We start from the raw sequence: 17,933 nt of genomic DNA, 5'->3' as shown, positions 1-17,933 counted from the left end.
CATCACGCGATGTTCATCAAAGTGGCGAAAGCATGACATCAATCACAAAAGAATGAAAATAACAAAAAGAGAAAACACTTTTGCCAATTTGCTAACAAAGAGGAAGGAGATGTGAGGGAGAACGCGCTCCCTCGAGGGGAAATCAGTGCAGCGCGGCAGTCAAACCCACGGCCACGATCAAACCAAGAACGATAATGGTTGTTACCAGTGAAAATTTAAGGTCGGTGCTCATCAAGTTTTCTCCTTTTTATTACCCCACAAAAAGTGATATTACGCATTTTTACATACTGTGATGAAAAAATCTCCCGCCATTTATAATGATAAGTGTTTTTACTACTTCCCCTTTTCATCAAGATCGGCCAAAATTCCACGCTTACATTATTTGCGTACTGGCCATTGACCCCTTCCTGACGCTCTGTGTCATTTTCCCGGCGTACCGCAACACTTTTGTTGTGCGTAAGGTGTGTAAAGGCAAACGTTTACCTTGCGATTTTGCAGGAGCTGAAGTTAGGGTCTGGAGTGAAATGGAATGGCAACAATAAAAGATGTAGCGAAGCGAGCAAACGTTTCCACTACAACTGTGTCACACGTAATCAACAAAACACGTTTTGTCGCTGAAGAAACGCGCAATGCCGTGTGGGCAGCGATCAAAGAATTACACTACTCCCCTAGCGCGGTGGCGCGTAGCCTGAAGGTCAACCACACCAAGTCTATCGGTTTGCTGGCGACCAGCAGCGAAGCGGCCTATTTCGCCGAGATCATTGAAGCGGTAGAAAAAAATTGCTTCCAGAAAGGCTACACGCTGATTCTGGGCAATGCGTGGAACAATCTTGAGAAACAGCGGGCTTATCTGTCGATGATGGCGCAAAAACGCGTCGATGGCCTGCTGGTGATGTGTTCTGAGTATCCGGAACCGTTGCTGGCGATGCTGGAAGAGTATCGCCATATCCCGATGGTGGTGATGGACTGGGGTGAAGCAAAAGCAGACTTTACCGATGCGGTTATCGATAACGCTTTTGAAGGCGGTTACATGGCCGGGCGCTATTTGATTGAACGCGGTCACCGCGAAATCGGCGTTATTCCTGGTTCTCTGGAGCGTAACACCGGTGCTGGCCGTCTGGCGGGCTTTATGAAAGCGATGGAAGAAGCCATGATCAAGGTGCCGGAAAACTGGATTGTGCAAGGTGACTTTGAGCCTGAATCAGGTTATCGCGCCATGCAGCAAATCCTGTCGCAACCGCACAGACCTACCGCAGTCTTCTGTGGCGGCGATATTATGGCGATGGGCGCGCTCTGTGCCGCTGATGAAATGGGTCTGCGCGTCCCGCAGGATGTTTCTCTGATCGGTTATGATAACGTGCGCAATGCTCGCTACTTTACCCCGGCACTGACCACTATCCATCAGCCAAAAGATTCGCTGGGTGAAACGGCGTTCAATATGCTGCTGGATCGTATCGTCAACAAACGCGAAGAACCGCAGTCAATTGAAGTTCATCCACGGTTGATTGAACGTCGCTCCGTGGCCGATGGCCCGTTCCGCGACTATCGTCGTTAATCATCCGTTGCGGGAGTCTCTTCAGGCTCCCGCAGCCACTCCTTATTCAGCGTCTCACTATCGCCAAGATACTCAAGCAACCAGGTTAAAGCAGGCGACATATCATTCTGCTGCCAGGTCAGACAACATGCTGAATCAGGGAATGGATTTTCCAGTTCTAGTGCTACCCACTTCCCCTCATTAAGCCACGGTTTGGCGAAATGTGTCGGCACCATACCGATGCATAACCCAGCCGAAATACACGTTGCCGATGATTCCCAGTCCGGTACAACCAGGCGCTTTTGATTATCCAGCAGCCAGGTAATACGTTTGGGTAGCGTCCGCGAGGTGTCTTCGCGCACCAGTGACGGCCAGTTGCGCAACGTATCATCGCTGAATGGTCCATTCATTGACGCAAGCGGATGATGACGGGCAACAACACAGCTCCAGCTCAGCATCCCCATATCACGGAAGGCATAACGACCGCCCACCGGAATCGCTCGTGTCGCGCCAATCGCCAGTTCCACGCGCCCATCAGAAAGCGCATCCCAGACACCGTTGAATACTTCCTGAAATACCAGAAGTTCAACGTCATCAAAATGGCGATAGAAATCAACGATCATCTGCCGTGTACGTTCTGGCCTGACGATATTATCCACCGCAATGGCTAACTGACCGCGCCAGCCGTTCGCAATCTGCTGACATTGCTGGCGCGTGATCTGCATTTTTTTGACAACAGAGCGCCCTTCTTTGAGAAACCACGCCCCGGCAGCGGTCAGTTCCACATCACGATGACGCCGTTCAAAAAGCGGCACCGCCAGCCACTCTTCCAGCTGACGCACGGTATAGCTGACCGCTGAAGGAACGCGATGCAACTCCTGAGCCGCAGCACTAAAACTGCCATTACGCGCCACCGCATCAACCACTTCGAGAGAATACTCAGACCACATAGTTTGCCTGCAAAATTTTTGAAACCAGTCATCAAATATTACCGTTTCACAACAGGAATTTCACTCCCTACACTTTGCGACGGTGTTTAATTGAGAAATTTAGAGAATATACATGCAACCTGGGAAAAGATTTTTAGTCTGGCTGGCGGGTTTGAGCGTACTCGGTTTTCTGGCAACCGATATGTATCTGCCCGCTTTCGCCGCCATTCAGGCCGATTTGCAAACGCCTGCGTCTGCTGTCAGTGCCAGCCTTAGTCTGTTCCTTGCCGGTTTTGCCGCAGCCCAACTTCTGTGGGGGCCGCTCTCCGACCGTTATGGTCGTAAACCGGTGTTATTAATCGGCCTGACAATTTTTGCGTTAGGTAGTCTGGGGATGTTATGGGTGGATAACGCCATCACTCTGCTGGTATTACGGTTTGTGCAAGCGGTTGGTGTCTGTGCCGCCGCAGTTATCTGGCAGGCGTTGGTGACGGATTACTATCCTTCACAAAAAGTGAATCGTATTTTCGCCACTATCATGCCATTAGTGGGACTCTCTCCTGCCCTTGCTCCTCTTTTAGGTAGCTGGCTGCTGGTTCATTTTTCCTGGCAGGCGATTTTCGCGACCTTGTTTGCCATTACCGTGGTGCTGATTCTGCCCATTTTCTGGCTTAAACCCACGACTAAAGCACGTAACGACAGTCAGGATGGACTGACCTTTACCGATCTGCTGCGTTCAAAAACCTATCGCGGCAACGTGCTGATTTATGCGGCCTGTTCAGCCAGTTTCTTTGCCTGGCTGACCGGTTCACCGTTCATCCTTAGCGAGATGGGCTACAGCCCGGCAGTCATTGGTTTAAGTTATGTACCACAAACCATCGCGTTTCTGATTGGTGGTTATGGCTGTCGCGCAGCATTGCAGAAATGGCAAGGCAAACAATTATTACCGTGGCTGCTGGCGCTGTTTGCTGTCAGCGTCGTGGCGACCTGGGCTGCTGGCTTCATTAGCCATGTTTCGCTGGTCGAAATTCTGATCCCATTCTGTGTGATGGCTATTGCCAACGGCGCAATCTACCCGATTGTTGTCGCCCAGGCGCTGCGCCCCTTCCCACATGCGACCGGCCGCGCCGCAGCATTGCAGAACACACTGCAACTGGGACTGTGCTTCCTCGCAAGCCTTGTGGTTTCCTGGCTCATCAGCGTTAGCACACCACTGCTCACCACCACCTGCGTGATGTTATCGACCGTGGTACTGGCTTCTCTGGGTTACATGATGCAACGTTGTGAGGAACCTGGTTGCCAGAATCATGGCAATGCCGAAGTCGCTCATAGCGAATCACATTGATCTATATCGACATCTTTATACTTAGGCTGCTAACAAAATTTTGTTGTATGATTGAAATTAGCGGCCTATACTAATTTCCAGTTGTTAAGATTACGATAAATATTATGTTTTTACGGGGACAGGAGCGTTCCCGGATTGCTATGGATGGTCATTTCGGCAAGGGTTCCTCCTTTCCCTCTGTTCTACGTCGGATTATAGACTCGCGGATTTTCTGCGAGATTTCTCACAAAGCCCAAAAAGCGTCTACGCTGTTTTAAGGTTCTGATCACCGACCAGTGATGGAGAAACTATGAGTTCATCGTGTATAGAAGAAGTCAGCGTACCGGATGACAACTGGTACAGAATCGCCAACGAATTACTTAGCCGCGCCGGTATAGCCATCAACGGTTCTGCCCCGGCGGATATTCGTGTTAAAAACCCCGATTTTTTTAAACGCGTTCTACAGGAAGGTTCGTTGGGGTTAGGCGAAAGTTATATGGATGGCTGGTGGGAATGTGAACGACTGGATATGTTTTTTAGCAAAGTCTTACGCGCAGGTCTCGAAAACCAACTCCCCCATCATTTCAAAGACACTCTGCGCATCGCAGGCGCTCGTCTCTTCAATCTGCAGAGTAAAAAACGTGCCTGGATAGTTGGCAAAGAGCATTACGATCTGGGTAATGACCTGTTCAGCCGTATGCTTGATCCCTTCATGCAATATTCCTGCGCTTACTGGAAAGATGCCGATAATCTGGAGTCTGCCCAACAAGCGAAGCTTAAAATGATCTGCGAAAAATTGCAGTTGAAGCCAGGGATGCGTGTACTGGATATTGGCTGCGGCTGGGGCGGACTGGCGCACTACATGGCGTCTAACTATGACGTAAGCGTGGTAGGTGTCACCATTTCTGCTGAACAGCAGAAAATGGCTCAGGATCGCTGTGAAGGTCTGGATGTCACCATTTTGCTGCAAGATTACCGTGACCTGAACGATCAATTTGACCGCATTGTTTCAGTGGGAATGTTCGAACACGTCGGGCCGAAAAATTACAACACCTATTTTGAGGTGGTGGATCGCAATCTGAAACCGGAAGGTATTTTCCTGTTACATACTATCGGCTCGAAAAAAACCGATCTGAATGTTGATCCATGGATTAATAAATATATTTTCCCGAACGGTTGTCTGCCCTCTGTACGCCAGATCGCTCAATCCAGCGAACCACACTTTGTGATGGAAGACTGGCATAACTTTGGCGCCGATTACGATACCACGCTGATGGCCTGGTATGAGCGATTCCTCGCCGCATGGCCGGAAATTGCGGATAATTACAGTGAACGCTTTAAACGGATGTTTACCTATTATCTGAATGCTTGCGCTGGTGCTTTCCGCGCCCGTGATATTCAGCTCTGGCAAGTGGTGTTCTCTCGAGGAGTCGAAAACGGCCTTCGGGTTGCACGCTAAATGTTATTCTATCGCCCCCGTTTGGGGGCGATATCATATTTCAGTCCGTTATTGATTCTGCGCCTTTTCCCGCATCGCCAGCACACGTTCTACCGTATCTACCACTGCCTGAGTTTGTGGATCGATTTCAATATTGACGCGAGCTCCGAGTTTTTTCTTACCGAGAGTGGTACGTTCCAGCGTTTCTGGAATTAAATGTACGCAGAAACGTGTTGACGTTACTTCGCCCACGGTCAGGCTAATACCGTCGATTCCGATAAATCCTTTGTACAGGATATATTTCATCAACTGACTATCCTGCACTTTAAACCAGATCTGGCGATTATTTTCAGAGGTTAATATTTTCGCTACTTCAGCGGTGGTCATAATATGACCCGACATTAAATGTCCGCCAATTTCATCACTGAATTTAGCCGCACGCTCTACGTTTACCCAATCCCCAACCTGTAAATCACCAAGATTAGTAATGCGTAACGTCTCTTTCATCAGATCAAAACTGATATGGTTACCGTTGATTTCCGTCACGGTCAGGCAACAACCGTTGTGTGCCACAGACGCACCGGTCTCCAGACCATCCAGCATATAGTCAGGTAACTCAACCACATGAGTACGAAAATTTGGTTTCTCGTCAATCGACACCAGTTTTGCAGTGCCCTGCACTATCCCCGTAAACATACTTACAACTCCTGAAATCAGTTAAGGCATTCTGTTCAGCACAATAGCAGGTGGGAAACACCCTTACCAGTAAAGGGGGCTGAATGGTTATTTTTTCACTGGAGAATTAATAAATCCTCGCTACAATAGACTGAATTTCCCCTGCTTCTTCTTTTTGCTGCCCATTCAGGCGGCTTTTTAGTCTCTCATATAACAACAATATAAAAGGTGTTCACGTGCAGAAGTATATCAGTGAAGCGCGTCTGTTATTAGCATTAGCAATCCCGGTGATTCTCGCGCAAATCGCCCAAACAGCGATGGGTTTTGTCGATACTGTCATGGCGGGCGGCTATAGCGCCACCGACATGGCGGCGGTCGCCATTGGTACATCTATCTGGCTCCCGGCTATTCTTTTCGGTCACGGACTGCTGCTTGCGTTGACGCCAGTGATTGCGCAATTGAATGGTTCTGGTCGCCGTGAACGCATAGCGCATCAGGTACGACAAGGTTTCTGGCTAGCCGGCTTTGTCTCAGTGCTCATTATGGTGGTTCTGTGGAATGCGGGTTATATCATCCGCTCCATGCAAAATATCGATCCGGCACTCGCCGATAAAGCGGTAGGTTACCTGCGTGCACTGCTGTGGGGTGCTCCGGGCTATCTGTTCTTCCAGGTCGCGCGTAACCAGTGTGAAGGTCTGGCAAAAACCAAACCTGGGATGGTGATGGGTTTTATTGGCCTGCTGGTGAACATTCCGGTTAACTATATCTTTATTTATGGTCATTTCGGAATGCCTGAACTCGGTGGCGTCGGTTGTGGTGTAGCGACGGCGGCTGTGTATTGGGTGATGTTCCTCGCCATGGTTTCTTATATTAAACATGCCCGTTCCATGCGCGATATCCGCAACGAAAAAGGCACCGCTAAACCCGATCCTGCCGCATTGAAACGGCTGGTGCAGCTTGGTCTACCTATCGCGCTGGCGTTGTTCTTTGAAGTGACACTGTTTGCTGTAGTGGCGCTGTTGGTATCTCCACTCGGTATTATCGATGTGGCAGGCCACCAGATTGCACTGAACTTCAGTTCGTTGATGTTCGTTCTTCCAATGTCGCTGGCCGCAGCGGTAACCATCCGTGTTGGTTATCGTCTGGGTCAGGGCTCAACGCTGGATGCACAAACAGCCGCGCGAACAGGGCTTATGGTTGGCGTTTGTATGGCGACTCTGACCGCAATTTTCACGGTTTCACTACGGGAGCAGATTGCCCTGCTGTATAACGATAATCCTGAGGTCGTAACGCTGGCGGCACATTTGATGTTGCTGGCGGCGGTGTATCAGATTTCTGACTCCATACAGGTTATCGGCAGTGGGATTTTGCGTGGTTATAAAGATACGCGGTCGATTTTTTATATTACCTTTACGGCGTACTGGGTATTAGGCTTGCCGAGCGGCTACATTCTGGCGCTGACCGATCTGGTGGTTGAGCCAATGGGGCCAGCAGGTTTCTGGATCGGCTTTATTATTGGCCTGACTTCTGCCGCTATTATGATGATGCTGCGTATGCGTTTCCTGCAACGTCTGCCATCAGCCATCATTCTGCAACGAGCAGCTCGCTAAAAAACAAGGCGCAACCTTCACAGATTGCGCCTTAGTTTTTATTCGGGCTGGAGCGTTGCGCCAATCCTGTCTTCGTCAGGTTGCAGTTTAAGCACACTGCAAATTGGTAGCCGACTGGCATCCGTTATCTCAACGAGAATACTGCCACTAACTTCCCCTTTCACACTGATGAAGTCAGGCGAAATTTCTTTCGCGCTGGTTTGCAGGCAAATCGTTCCCTCTCCGCGCAGTCGTTTCACTTTCAGTTGCACATGTGTGGCTGCTGCCGTGATCAGCCAAACTTTTCCGCCATCAAGGTTTAATTCACCAACACGAAAAGTGACATTGTCACCTTTTACCGTACTGCCATCGAGGATCATCACGCCTCCCGGCTGTACCGTAACCGTTGACTGTTGTAAATCAGCACCGTAACCAATAATCAAAGAGCTACCTTCTTGTACGGCAACGTTCCCCATCAGTTCAACTGGCGCACAATCCTCTTCCACGACAAATTTATCGTCCGCGCTGGTGGGAGACATGACAATCATCGTGCCACCTTTCAGCAGTGCATTTTCCAGCGTACCAGCATGAATTTCAGCACGGCCTCCGGCATTAACCGCCAAATCCTTTGTCTTACCGGAGCTATAGAGCTGTAGACCGTCTGTCCCAAGGCGATAAACGGCTTCGTTCTCAACGAGGGTATGAATATCTTCTCCGCCTATGTTATTCATGGCCCCGCCCGCAAGCGTCGTATCACTGGCTTTCCCCGCCAGCATAAAAACGCCGCCCTGATTAATCTCACAATTGCTGGCTTCCCCACCCGGATACACCAACAATTCACCGCCATCATCCACTATTGCAGATGAAGTCGTCCCGTTGACCAATAAACCACCAGCCTGATCGAGAATAATTTTTTCTGCCCGATGGCCTTCCAGTACGCGCAGGTTACCGCCATTCTCCAGTAACAAACCGCAGGCGTAGCCCTGATCAACGCTAAATTCTCCTTCTGGATGGCGGCCATTAACAGTAGCGAGCGTTGAGAGGCTAATTGCTCCACCGTCGGACTGAATGATGTCTGTGGCAATTGCACCGTCACCGACTGATAACGTGCCATTGTTGCCGTACTGTGTGCCTCTGACGATCCCACCAGTTTCCACTTTCAGCCAGCCCGCATCTGTCACTACGGTGTTTTCAGCTCTTCCGCCTGTCTCAACGAGCAACTCACCGTCAGTGAGTTGAGTCGCGCTAATGACCTCGCCGGTCTTAACAATTTGCACTTTCCCGTCGCTCATCAAGTTTTTTGCATCAGATCCCATGATTTATTCCTTTGCTGCATCTGTGTGCCCTTATCGCTACCTAAGTGTAAAGGCTACGGAGGATTTATCCACGATAGAATTGATTTGCTGGGAAACGACTGGGTTTATATCCTGATGCGCGAGATAGTGGGTTGTGTCAGATGTGAAAATGACTCTGACCAAAAATCACCCTTGCAAATCAACAAAATATAGCCAATTTGCTTAAAAGCTCTGCAAACGGTCGAAATACCGCAGAAAATTACGCTTTGCCTCTTGCCACCTTCCCACTCTGCCGCTAATATTCGTCCCCGTTGTCACCTACAACGTTGCGTTCATAGCTCAGTTGGTTAGAGCACCACCTTGACATGGTGGGGGTCGTTGGTTCGAGTCCAATTGAACGCACCATCCTGCGTCCGTAGCTCAGTTGGTTAGAGCACCACCTTGACATGGTGGGGGTCGGTGGTTCGAGTCCACTCGGACGCACCAGATTTTTTAGTCTGGTCTCCTCTCTCCTTGTATTCCCTTGTTTCTTCTCTGTATCCAACACATTAAAAAATTTATACTATTTTGTATGTGTTATCAGAAGGAGAATCGCTATGGCGACTTTGTTACAGCTTCACTTTGCATTTAATGGCCCCTTTGGCGATGAAATGGCCGAACAGCTTAAACCGCTTGCCGAGTCGATTAATCAGGAACCTGGTTTTCTGTGGAAAGTGTGGACAGAAAGTGAAAAGAACCGCGAAGCTGGTGGCATCTATCTTTTTACTGATGAAAAAAGTGCCCTTGCCTATCTGGATAAACATACTGCCCGTTTGAAGAACCTCGGCGTTGCAGAAGTTATCGCCAAAGTTTTCGATGTCAATGAACCATTAAGTAAAATCAATCAGGCAAAACTCGCCTGACAAGTCTCCATGAAGGGCGGTTGGCGCCCTTTTCATCCCTGTCTGAAATTTCTCATTTTCTAAAGATTTCAACCAAACTTATCTGATAACACTAAATTCAAAAGAATACATACAGGTAAGTAATGATGAAAAAAATCGCCATTGTGGGTGCCGGGCCAACAGGGATCTACACTCTCTTCTCGCTTTTACAGCAACCAACGCCGCTTTCTATTTCCATCTTCGAACAGGCTGACGAGGCCGGTGTCGGGATGCCGTACAACGACGAAGAAAACTCTAAATTAATGCTGGCAAATATTGCCAGCATTGAAATACCAACGATTTATTGTACTTATCTGGAATGGTTACAAAAACAAGATGCTAGCCATCTACAACGTTACGGCGTTAAAAAGGAAACACTGCACGATCGTCAGTTTTTACCGCGAATTCTGTTGGGAGAATATTTCCGCGATCGATTTTTACGATTAGTAGATCAGGCGCGACAGCAAAAATTTGAAGTGGCTGTTTATGAATCATGCCAGGTTACCGATCTGCAAATTACAAATGCTGGCGTGATGCTTGCTACAAATCAGGATTTACCCACAGAGACGTTTGATTTAGCGGTAATAGCCACCGGTCACGTCTGGCCTGATGAAGAAGAAGCAACCCGAACGTATTTTCCCAGCCCGTGGTCGGGTCTGATGGAAGCAAAGGTCGATGCCTGTAACGTGGGCATTATGGGAACATCCTTGAGCGGACTGGATGCGGCAATGGCAGTGGCCATTCAGCATGGTTCGTTTATTGAAGAAGATAAACAACGAGTTAGCTTTCAACGTGATAGCAACAGTGAAAATCTGCACATTACGTTGATGTCGCGCACGGGCATTTTACCGGAAGCCGATTTCTATTGCCCCATCCCCTACGAACCGTTACGCATCGTCACAGAACAGGCCTTAAATACAGAAATAGAAAAAGGTGCGGAAGGCCTGTTGGATCGGGTATTCAAATTGATACAGCAAGAAATTAATTCTGTCGATCCAGGCTGGAGCCAACGCATAGCGTTAGAACGCCTCAATGTCGATACCTTTGCGCAAACCTGGTTTGCCGAGCGTAAACAGCATGACCCTTTTGGCTGGGCGGAAGAAAACTTAGCCGAAGTCGAGCAAAATAAACGGCAAAAACATACCGTCCCCTGGCGTTATGTCATTCTGCGTTTGCATGAAGCTGTACAGGAAATTGTGCCGCATCTGAATGAACACGACCATAAGCGATTCAGTAAAGGTCTTGCCAGAGTCTTTATCGATAATTATGCGGCAATCCCTTCAGAATCTATAAGACGATTACTGGCCTTACGCGAAGCGGGGATCATTCATATTCTCGCCCTCGGTGAGGACTACGAGATGGAAAACAACGAAACACGCACAATTCTGAAAACAGCGGATAACAGCTACTCGTTTGATGTTTTTATTGATGCCCGAGGTCAACGTCCACTCAAAGTGAAAGATATTCCTTTCCCTGGGCTACGCGAACAATTGCAGAAAACAGGCGAGGAAATCCCTGATGTTGGTGAAGATTATACGCTACAGCAACCTGAAGAAGTTCGTGGTCGCGTGGCGTTCGGTGCTTTACCCTGGCTGATGCACAACCGGCCTTTCGTCCAGGGACTTACGGCTTGTGCAGAAATTGGCGAGGCTATGGCGCAGGCCATAGTAAAACCTGCATCCCGTGCACGTCGGCGTCTTTCGGTTGATTAAAGATAAAGCTATCAGCACTCAACAAACTGATGCTGTTCATTGAGACGATAGCGGACTCCGGCACGGATATTGTTTTCACCTTCAATGGCGACGGCGAAGCGCACTCTTTCGCCGTCATGATATGCCAGTGCGGCGCTGCCACCAGGCCCGAGGACAATCGAGTCAACCACGCCCGTACTGACTACTGTTGAGTTAGCACCGCTGGCAATGATGTGAACATTATCACCACTGTTAGCAATTTTCGCGTGCGCGCCAAAGCTGGCAATTTGTACCAGATCGCCATTACTGGCAACATGACACCTTTCACCTGGAGTACAGACGCGTACTCGCATCCCGGCATTCGCAATACGGCTACCCTCTCCGGCACTGCTGATTCGAGTCGAGTTACCCGCCACTGCCACGCGGGCACGCTCGCCTGAGCTGCCAATATGGCTGTTAAAACCCACACTAGCCATCCGTACGCTGTAGCCCGTGCTGGCAATTTGCGCCGCATAACCTGCTGTAACTATTCTGGCGTTATCGTCGCAACATCCGACGCGTGCGTTATCCTCGGCACTGGAGAGCTGGCGGCAAAATGTTGGTTCCACCGGTTCTGTGACCAGCTTTTGCATAGAGGAAACTTCCTGGCGGGCAAAGTTTTCGTCTGTCAGCCATTTGTTCCATGCATACTCAACCAGACTATCTGCCCAGTCCGTATACCCTTCGTCGATCAGCGCATGGTGAACATCGACATAGCTGCCGTCCTGCGGAAAATGGCGCAAAAACCAGCGGTACATTACCGCTCCTACACGCCACTCTCGCAGGTTCTCTCGCGTAATGATCATACGTTAATGTCGGTGATAGCCATCGATCATACATTTAAAGGTTTCGTGCGGAGTACGCCCCGTAGTGCAAAGATAGAGATGACCGAAGATGAAAAAGAGGCTAATAAATGCCAGAGCAAAATGCGCCTGTAATAACCAGTATCTTACGCCAGGAAACACAGTTCCCACGACTTGCGGATAGAGACACAGCAGCCCCGTCACCAGTAACAACGGCAGTAATCCATACATCACCCCGACATAGGCTACCTGCTGTAAGGGATTAAATTTAGACTGCATTGTCGCCGGAAAAGGATGCGCTTCCCCCTGCATAATGCCAGACAGATAAAATCGCGTTTGTTTCGCCGCTCGCCCCAGCCACCCTTGACGACGAATGCGATAGTGGTGACCATTACCCCCAACGGCATTAATCAGAACAAAGCCAAGCCAGCATACCAGTAACAAGAATCCACAAACTTCATGCACAGCAACCAGACTTTTGACCGCAGCTGCGCCCACCAGCGCAAAGTGATTAATTAGCCCACTTGCCAGCAACAATACGAAGAGTAATGCGTTCGACCAGTGCCATAATCTGACCGCCTTGCTGTAAAGATAAACCTTCTCGCCATGATCGGTGGCTGATTTCTTCACACCACGAGCACGAAGCAAAGCATGCAGCCCCAGGACTAACCACATTCCAACCAGCAATAGCCCGGCAATGACCAGCCACACCGGCCAAAATTCAGGGGTGAACTGTGGTACATAGTTCGCCAACTGGCTCTGAAACTGTTCAGCATTTTGCGACGGGTTCATACATTTTCCTTCTTAATCAAATGTTGACCGAACCGGCGATACAAATGCGGTTTCCCGGCACCAGGTAGCTGATATTGATAGTATTTATTTTCCTGTAACCACGCCTGAATTTCTGGGCTATCTTCGCGACCAAAGATCAATGCGTGTTCCGGGCAGGCGCTGACGCAAATGGGCGGAAAACCTTTTGCCAGCCGGGACTCGGCGCAGAAATCACATTTATCCGCCACTTTAGTCACAGGGTTAAGGTAACGAACCTGATACGGGCAAGCGCCAATGCAATAACTGCAGCCGATACACTGCGATTTTTCTACCCGTACGATCCCCTGCTCATCACGCCACGACGCCCCTGTTGGGCAAACGTCGATGCAAGGAGCATCTTCACAGTGCTGGCATGACTGGCGAAAAAAGTGATATTGCGTTTCGTTGTCGTTATCGGTAACTGGAATGTGTGCTATCGATAAACGGCTTCCCTGGGCCGGAACGTGATTGGTCTTGCGACATGCTCGGGCGCAAATATTACAACCATTGCACCGTGACTCATCGTGAATCATGGCATACCGAACTTCCTTTTCTTGCCTGGTGTTCGCTAACAGAGAAGACGCAGAGCCAGTAAAAAAGATTACTGTTCCCATCCCCAGAACAAATTTGCGTCGAGTGAAGGACATCTGATTATCCCCTAATGCAGTGGCTGCAACTGTCCACCCTGTCCATGACATTTCCCTGAAATTTCAGGGATTCTGAAACTGCTCAACCTCAAACCATTCGCATAAACCATAAGCCTTGCCATAGCTCATATACCGCTCGCTAAACAGGTACAGCACCGCCGTCGATGACTCCACCTGGCGTATATCGGCATATTCAGGGGCAACATCCATCGCGGCGATCGCGGCTTCAATCTGCGCTTCCTGGAAGTAATATGGCGCTTGCCTCAGCATGGCGACTTTGTAGGGTCGCGGGTACGTCTGGCACTCAAAGCGAACGACGTGAGCAATGGCGCGACAAATGTCCTGCTCCACAACTTGCAAAGACATCGCCGCGTAGTTTTCGCTCATGGCCTGCGTTGAGTAATAGTAATCATCGTGAGTTCCCGTGATACAGGCGATATCCGCGTAGTCTCCGTTCTGTTTTATGCCTTCCAGCAAAAAAGACAGATCCTCTTCAGCAACCGAATATGGCGGCGAGAGAAACACGGCACGCGCCACCAGTTGACCCGCAGCCGAATGCTGGCGGATAAACTCTGCCAGAACTTCCGTCGGTTCTGGTTCTGCGACGTCTTCACTGACCGTATCTCCGGTGTGACGCATACCCTGCAACCATTGACGCTTCGCCTCGTCAACGTCGCTGACTCCGGATAGCGGCAACTCATCCTGATGGTTCATCTCACCCATTCCTTATGCTGGAAGCAGATTGTGTGCAGCCAGATCGGTGGCAATATCTTCCAGCCCCAGACGTTGCAACGTTTCACGTGTCGGGCAACCGAGCTGTGGATCCCAGCCCATTTCCTTGTAGAACATCGTGAGAGACGCGTACATATCGTCGCGATCCATTTTGTCAGTTCCTTCAGTAAAGACCGGGATCTGCGGATCTTTGTCGAATACCCAGGAGCAAATAAGATCGTGCTCGTTACGCATATCTTTGGTTTGCATCAGTTTTACCGTGTAAGCGCGATGCAGTGTAAATATACGTTCAGCGGCTAAATCTAATTTTTCCTGGGTCATCTCTTCACCGGTGATCGCTTTGAAGAATTTGGCTTCTAAAGCAAGGTCACCACGGTAATTACGGCTCTTCAGCGGCGAAACGGTCATTGGCCAGACCCAGTTGCACAGGGTGACGGCGTTATGCAAACAGACCCGCAACAGCGACCATTTGGCATATTTAATTTTTGCGTCATTGATCGGCGTGTAGTTTTTGGTTTCGTCGTAAGCATCTTCAGAGCCAAAAAGCTCTTTCGCCACTTCACGCTGCAATTTCAACGGCAGACCGGAGCCAATAAAGTTAATGTGGGTGTGCGTCATGCAATCGCGGTTGAACATGCAGTTAACAATGGAACCAACTTGCGCCGAGGCTTCATTAGCATGATGAACCGGATAGCCAAACGGCGACCAGAGTTTATTTTTCGCGTAGCCCCAATACTCTTCGCCCAAATTCCAGCGTTCCGCAATGGCATATGAGCCATCAGCCAGGTGGCTCAACTCACCCACGCGATGCGCCAGACGGTAGTAAAAATCTTTAATGAAGTTAACGTCGCCCGCTTCCAGCTGATCCCAGCGAATTTCCGCATACTCATCAGCAGGCAGAACGCGTTTGAACACGCCTTTGCTGTAGCAATACGTAAAATCTCGATGTAGCTGTCCGTAGTTACACCACAGACCGTAGTCATCGAACAGATTCAGACCAACCAGATTGCCAATGACGCGACCATCGTCTTTATCTTCAAAATCTTTCGGCCCGTTCGGGAAGATGGTGGTATGGACAAAGTTTGCTACACAAGTATTACCGCCGGTGCTGGGCACGCCGAACTCTTTGACCCGAGGAATGTTCATCTGGGTCATACAACGAATCGGGCAAGAGTGGCAGCCGCTCATTTTTACCGTGTATTTCTCTGCTGCCGGACCTAAGTCAAAAACGGATTTATAGGTGCGAAAACCCACGGTATTTTGATTGCCTGGCGGGATCTCGCCCGTTTCAATCGGGCCACCTTCCGCCGCTCCCCAGAACAGACCTTTACGCGCCGTCCAGCGAGACTTGGGATCGGAGTACTCCGCCCACGATTGCGGCGTACTTGGCACCACATGGTTGTTATTCGCACCGATAAGTTCGGTCATCATGTAGTCATTGAGACGTTTCATCTCCTGACGATCGGCAATGTTGACCCCTTTAGTCCCTTCAACTGCAATCGCTTTGAGGTTTTTCGAACCCATTATTGCGCCAGTTCCCGCGCCGCCGCTGTGATTACGGCTATTCAACATGCCAGAGAGCGGCACAAGGTTTTCACCTGCCTGACCAATAGCTGCCACACAGGTTTCCGGGCTGGTCAAGCGACAAATCTCTTCCGTCGTGGCTCGCGTCCCTTTACCCCATAGGAAATCTGCTTTTTCGAGGGTAACTTTGTCATCTTTAATATTCAGCCAAACCGGTGATTTCGCTTTCCCTTCGATAATAATAACGTCGTATCCAGCGAATTTCATTTGCGCGGCAAAAAAGCCTCCCATATGGGCATCAACAACTAAATTCCCTTTGGTAAAGGTGGAAAGCGAAGTGATATTTACGCGAGAACTACAGGGAGCACCAGAGCCAGTTAATGGCCCGGTGGCAAAGACTAATTTATTTGCTTCATCGAAAGGTTTAGTGCCTGGCGGTACTTCGTCATACATAATTTTGTAGCCGAATCCCATGCCACCAACAAAACTTTTAAACTTACTGGAATCTTCGAGGGTAATATTTCCTGTCGTGAGATTAACTCTTAATATATTACCTGTCCAACCGTTAGCCATGATTTTTTCCTTTGCAAGATTCACACAGTAATATCTTTCCACTCGATAATTTTTAACGCCCCTGTTGGGCAGGCGTTTGCACATTCACCACATAACACACATTTCGAGGATTTTTTACTTTCGGTATTTACGGTAGCCATCATCCACGGACATGCAGTGGTACAGGCGCTACAACCAATACAACGTTTATGATCGACGACAACACAGCCTTCTTCCTGCTGCCAGGCAATCGCGCCAATCGGGCAAACGTTCATGCATTGCGGATCTTTGCATTGACGACAGGTGTCAGCGGTATAGTTCAGATCGCCATACAGACCACCGCCTGATCCTATCCCATTGTCGCCAAAGAAATAATTACGATGGATTTTGATGCGGGAGAAAAAAGTGCCCACTGAGCCATCATTGAAGTTAGTACAAGAGATTTCACAGCGATGGCAGCCTGTGCATCGCGCTCGCTGGGTAACCAGCACGCCTTTGGGCGTATTTATCAACCCTACCGTACCGCTATCAATATCTTCCTGCTTGCAACCCAAAAGTGACAGTAACGCAGGGGCTATCGTTAAACCAGCAAGACCCTTTCCTGATATACGCAAGAATTCTAATCGCGTTAAGCCAATATCTAATAGTGGACGACCAACCGGGTTCATTTATTTCGCATCCTCTTCGCAAACACAGTGCTGACAATTCAACAGCCTGATATTAAGCATTCAACTAATACGCTGCTGACTCTGTCCCCAACACCAGATATTTTCCCTAACCTGATAGTGCATGAGAAAAGAATTAACGCCAATAAACTAATCCTTTATGGTTAGGAGAAAAAATAATGTGATTATTCTGAGGGCTTAACATTGATCATTATCAATTAAATTCACAAAGTGAGAAATTAAAAGTGAACTGATATTTATTATCATCTGAAATTAATTTCATTTAAGTGACAATTATTTGTGATATTCATTCCAGAAAATAAAAATAACATTCCCGTTATGCACTTTAATACATATCGAAACTCATATAATTTCATCAGTTGCTATTTATGAAAATTAGCTGTGGCTGCGATTGAAATAAACATATCAGGATGAAGTGTTGCACTTCATCCTGAATGGTCATTTTACCAGCGCGTTAATGACGGTTTCCATCGCCTGTTTTTCCAGTTCGCTGCGTTGAATACGTTTATTGGCTAAAGCCGTGCGTAATACGCCAGCGATGACAATATGTTTTGGTTCCTGCCCCAAATCGCGCATTTCCAGCACAACTTTACCGACTACCCTGCACATCTCGCGGTACAGTTCGTCATCTTTTGTCCGATTTCCCATTCTTTGTACCTATTTATCATGCCAACTATCAGCATATATCAATCTAATCAATTAAACAAAAATCAAACAAAATCATATAAATAACGTTATAAACTAT

The 17,933-nt window shown here is 48.7% G+C and carries 17 protein-coding genes and 2 tRNA genes; 8 read left to right on the top strand and 11 right to left on the bottom strand.

The window, feature by feature from the left end:
* Positions 1-142 precede the first annotated feature (142 nt).
* Entirely contained in the window at positions 143-232 is a 90-nt protein-coding gene (cydH, locus tag HEN21_RS01065; protein WP_000102278.1) for a cytochrome bd-I accessory subunit CydH, read from the bottom strand.
* Positions 233-529: 297 nt separating this feature from the next.
* On the opposite strand from cydH, the gene purR reads away from it, so the two are divergent.
* Positions 530-1,555 carry an HTH-type transcriptional repressor PurR gene (gene purR, locus HEN21_RS01060; protein ID WP_176252578.1) on the top strand — a complete coding sequence of 342 codons (1,026 nt, stop codon included), beginning with the start codon at positions 530-532 and terminating at the stop codon, positions 1,553-1,555.
* Here purR and punR read toward each other — a convergent pair.
* Positions 1,552-2,484, bottom strand: coding sequence for a DNA-binding transcriptional activator PunR (gene punR / locus HEN21_RS01055; RefSeq protein ID WP_000269487.1), 933 nt, complete (start codon positions 2,482-2,484; stop codon positions 1,552-1,554). The two genes, purR and punR, sit on opposite strands and share 4 nt — an antisense overlap.
* A 112-nt stretch (positions 2,485-2,596) precedes the next feature.
* Between punR and punC the strand changes: the two genes are divergently transcribed.
* Together punC and cfa are read left to right on the top strand one after the other, a co-directional pair.
* A complete protein-coding gene (gene punC, locus HEN21_RS01050; protein ID WP_001182342.1) occupies positions 2,597-3,808 on the top strand; it encodes a purine nucleoside transporter PunC in 1,212 nt (403 codons plus the stop codon).
* A gap of 289 nt (positions 3,809-4,097) precedes the next feature.
* On the top strand, positions 4,098-5,246 hold the full coding sequence (cfa, locus tag HEN21_RS01045) for a cyclopropane fatty acyl phospholipid synthase (protein WP_000098915.1): 1,149 nt from the start codon (positions 4,098-4,100) through the stop codon (positions 5,244-5,246).
* Positions 5,247-5,294: 48 nt separating this feature from the next.
* Here the strand turns inward: cfa and HEN21_RS01040 are convergent, their stop codons facing one another.
* The gene (locus tag HEN21_RS01040; RefSeq protein ID WP_000493960.1) at positions 5,295-5,921 is read right to left on the bottom strand and encodes a riboflavin synthase; all 627 of its coding nucleotides are present in this window, start codon (positions 5,919-5,921) and stop codon (positions 5,295-5,297) included.
* A gap of 215 nt (positions 5,922-6,136) precedes the next feature.
* Between HEN21_RS01040 and mdtK the strand changes: the two genes are divergently transcribed.
* On the top strand, positions 6,137-7,510 hold the full coding sequence (mdtK, locus tag HEN21_RS01035) for a multidrug efflux MATE transporter MdtK (RefSeq protein ID WP_001174971.1): 1,374 nt from the start codon (positions 6,137-6,139) through the stop codon (positions 7,508-7,510).
* A gap of 38 nt (positions 7,511-7,548) precedes the next feature.
* On the opposite strand, the gene HEN21_RS01030 is transcribed toward mdtK, so the two are convergent.
* Positions 7,549-8,805 (bottom strand): AIDA repeat-containing protein, encoded by a 1,257-nt coding sequence (locus HEN21_RS01030; protein ID WP_176252577.1) that lies wholly within the window; start codon positions 8,803-8,805, stop codon positions 7,549-7,551.
* Between the two features lie 307 nt (positions 8,806-9,112).
* Between HEN21_RS01030 and HEN21_RS01025 the strand changes: the two genes are divergently transcribed.
* The 4 genes from HEN21_RS01025 to HEN21_RS01010 all read left to right on the top strand — a co-directional run bounded on the left by HEN21_RS01025 (position 9,113) and on the right by HEN21_RS01010 (position 11,416).
* Positions 9,113-9,189, top strand: a tRNA-Val gene (locus HEN21_RS01025).
* A 4-nt stretch (positions 9,190-9,193) separates the two neighbouring features.
* Positions 9,194-9,270 (top strand) — tRNA-Val (locus HEN21_RS01020).
* 110 nt (positions 9,271-9,380) lie between these two features.
* On the top strand, positions 9,381-9,686 hold the full coding sequence (locus tag HEN21_RS01015; protein ID WP_176252576.1) for a monooxygenase: 306 nt from the start codon (positions 9,381-9,383) through the stop codon (positions 9,684-9,686).
* Positions 9,687-9,811: 125 nt separating this feature from the next.
* A complete protein-coding gene (locus HEN21_RS01010) occupies positions 9,812-11,416 on the top strand; it encodes an FAD-NAD(P)-binding protein (protein WP_176252603.1) in 1,605 nt (534 codons plus the stop codon).
* An 11-nt stretch (positions 11,417-11,427) separates the two neighbouring features.
* On the opposite strand, the gene ydhT is transcribed toward HEN21_RS01010, so the two are convergent.
* The 7 genes from ydhT to fumD form a co-directional block, all read right to left on the bottom strand.
* Positions 11,428-12,240, bottom strand: a complete 813-nt coding sequence (ydhT, locus tag HEN21_RS01005; RefSeq protein WP_176252575.1) for a protein YdhT — start codon at positions 12,238-12,240, stop codon at positions 11,428-11,430.
* A gap of 3 nt (positions 12,241-12,243) precedes the next feature.
* On the bottom strand, positions 12,244-13,029 hold the full coding sequence (gene phsC / locus HEN21_RS01000; RefSeq protein ID WP_021550708.1) for a thiosulfate reductase cytochrome B subunit: 786 nt from the start codon (positions 13,027-13,029) through the stop codon (positions 12,244-12,246).
* Positions 13,026-13,694, bottom strand: a complete 669-nt coding sequence (locus HEN21_RS00995) for a 4Fe-4S dicluster domain-containing protein (RefSeq protein ID WP_001602609.1) — start codon at positions 13,692-13,694, stop codon at positions 13,026-13,028. Before HEN21_RS00995 ends, phsC begins: the two co-directional genes overlap by 4 nt.
* A gap of 63 nt (positions 13,695-13,757) precedes the next feature.
* Positions 13,758-14,408, bottom strand: a complete 651-nt coding sequence (locus tag HEN21_RS00990) for a YdhW family putative oxidoreductase system protein (RefSeq protein ID WP_010355674.1) — start codon at positions 14,406-14,408, stop codon at positions 13,758-13,760.
* A 12-nt stretch (positions 14,409-14,420) separates the two neighbouring features.
* Complete coding sequence (locus tag HEN21_RS00985; protein WP_001273565.1) at positions 14,421-16,523, bottom strand: aldehyde ferredoxin oxidoreductase; 2,103 nt, start codon at positions 16,521-16,523, stop codon at positions 14,421-14,423.
* 20 nt (positions 16,524-16,543) lie between these two features.
* Positions 16,544-17,170, bottom strand: a complete 627-nt coding sequence (locus HEN21_RS00980) for a ferredoxin-like protein (RefSeq protein ID WP_176252574.1) — start codon at positions 17,168-17,170, stop codon at positions 16,544-16,546.
* Positions 17,171-17,626: 456 nt separating this feature from the next.
* Complete coding sequence (gene fumD, locus HEN21_RS00975) at positions 17,627-17,836, bottom strand: fumarate hydratase FumD (RefSeq protein WP_000528337.1); 210 nt, start codon at positions 17,834-17,836, stop codon at positions 17,627-17,629.
* Positions 17,837-17,933 lie beyond the last annotated feature (97 nt).

It is taken from the genome of Escherichia sp. 93.1518, assembly GCF_013368915.2.
GTDB classification, from domain to species: domain Bacteria; phylum Pseudomonadota; class Gammaproteobacteria; order Enterobacterales; family Enterobacteriaceae; genus Escherichia; species Escherichia ruysiae.
This window is presented reverse-complemented; position numbering and strand designations above follow the sequence as displayed.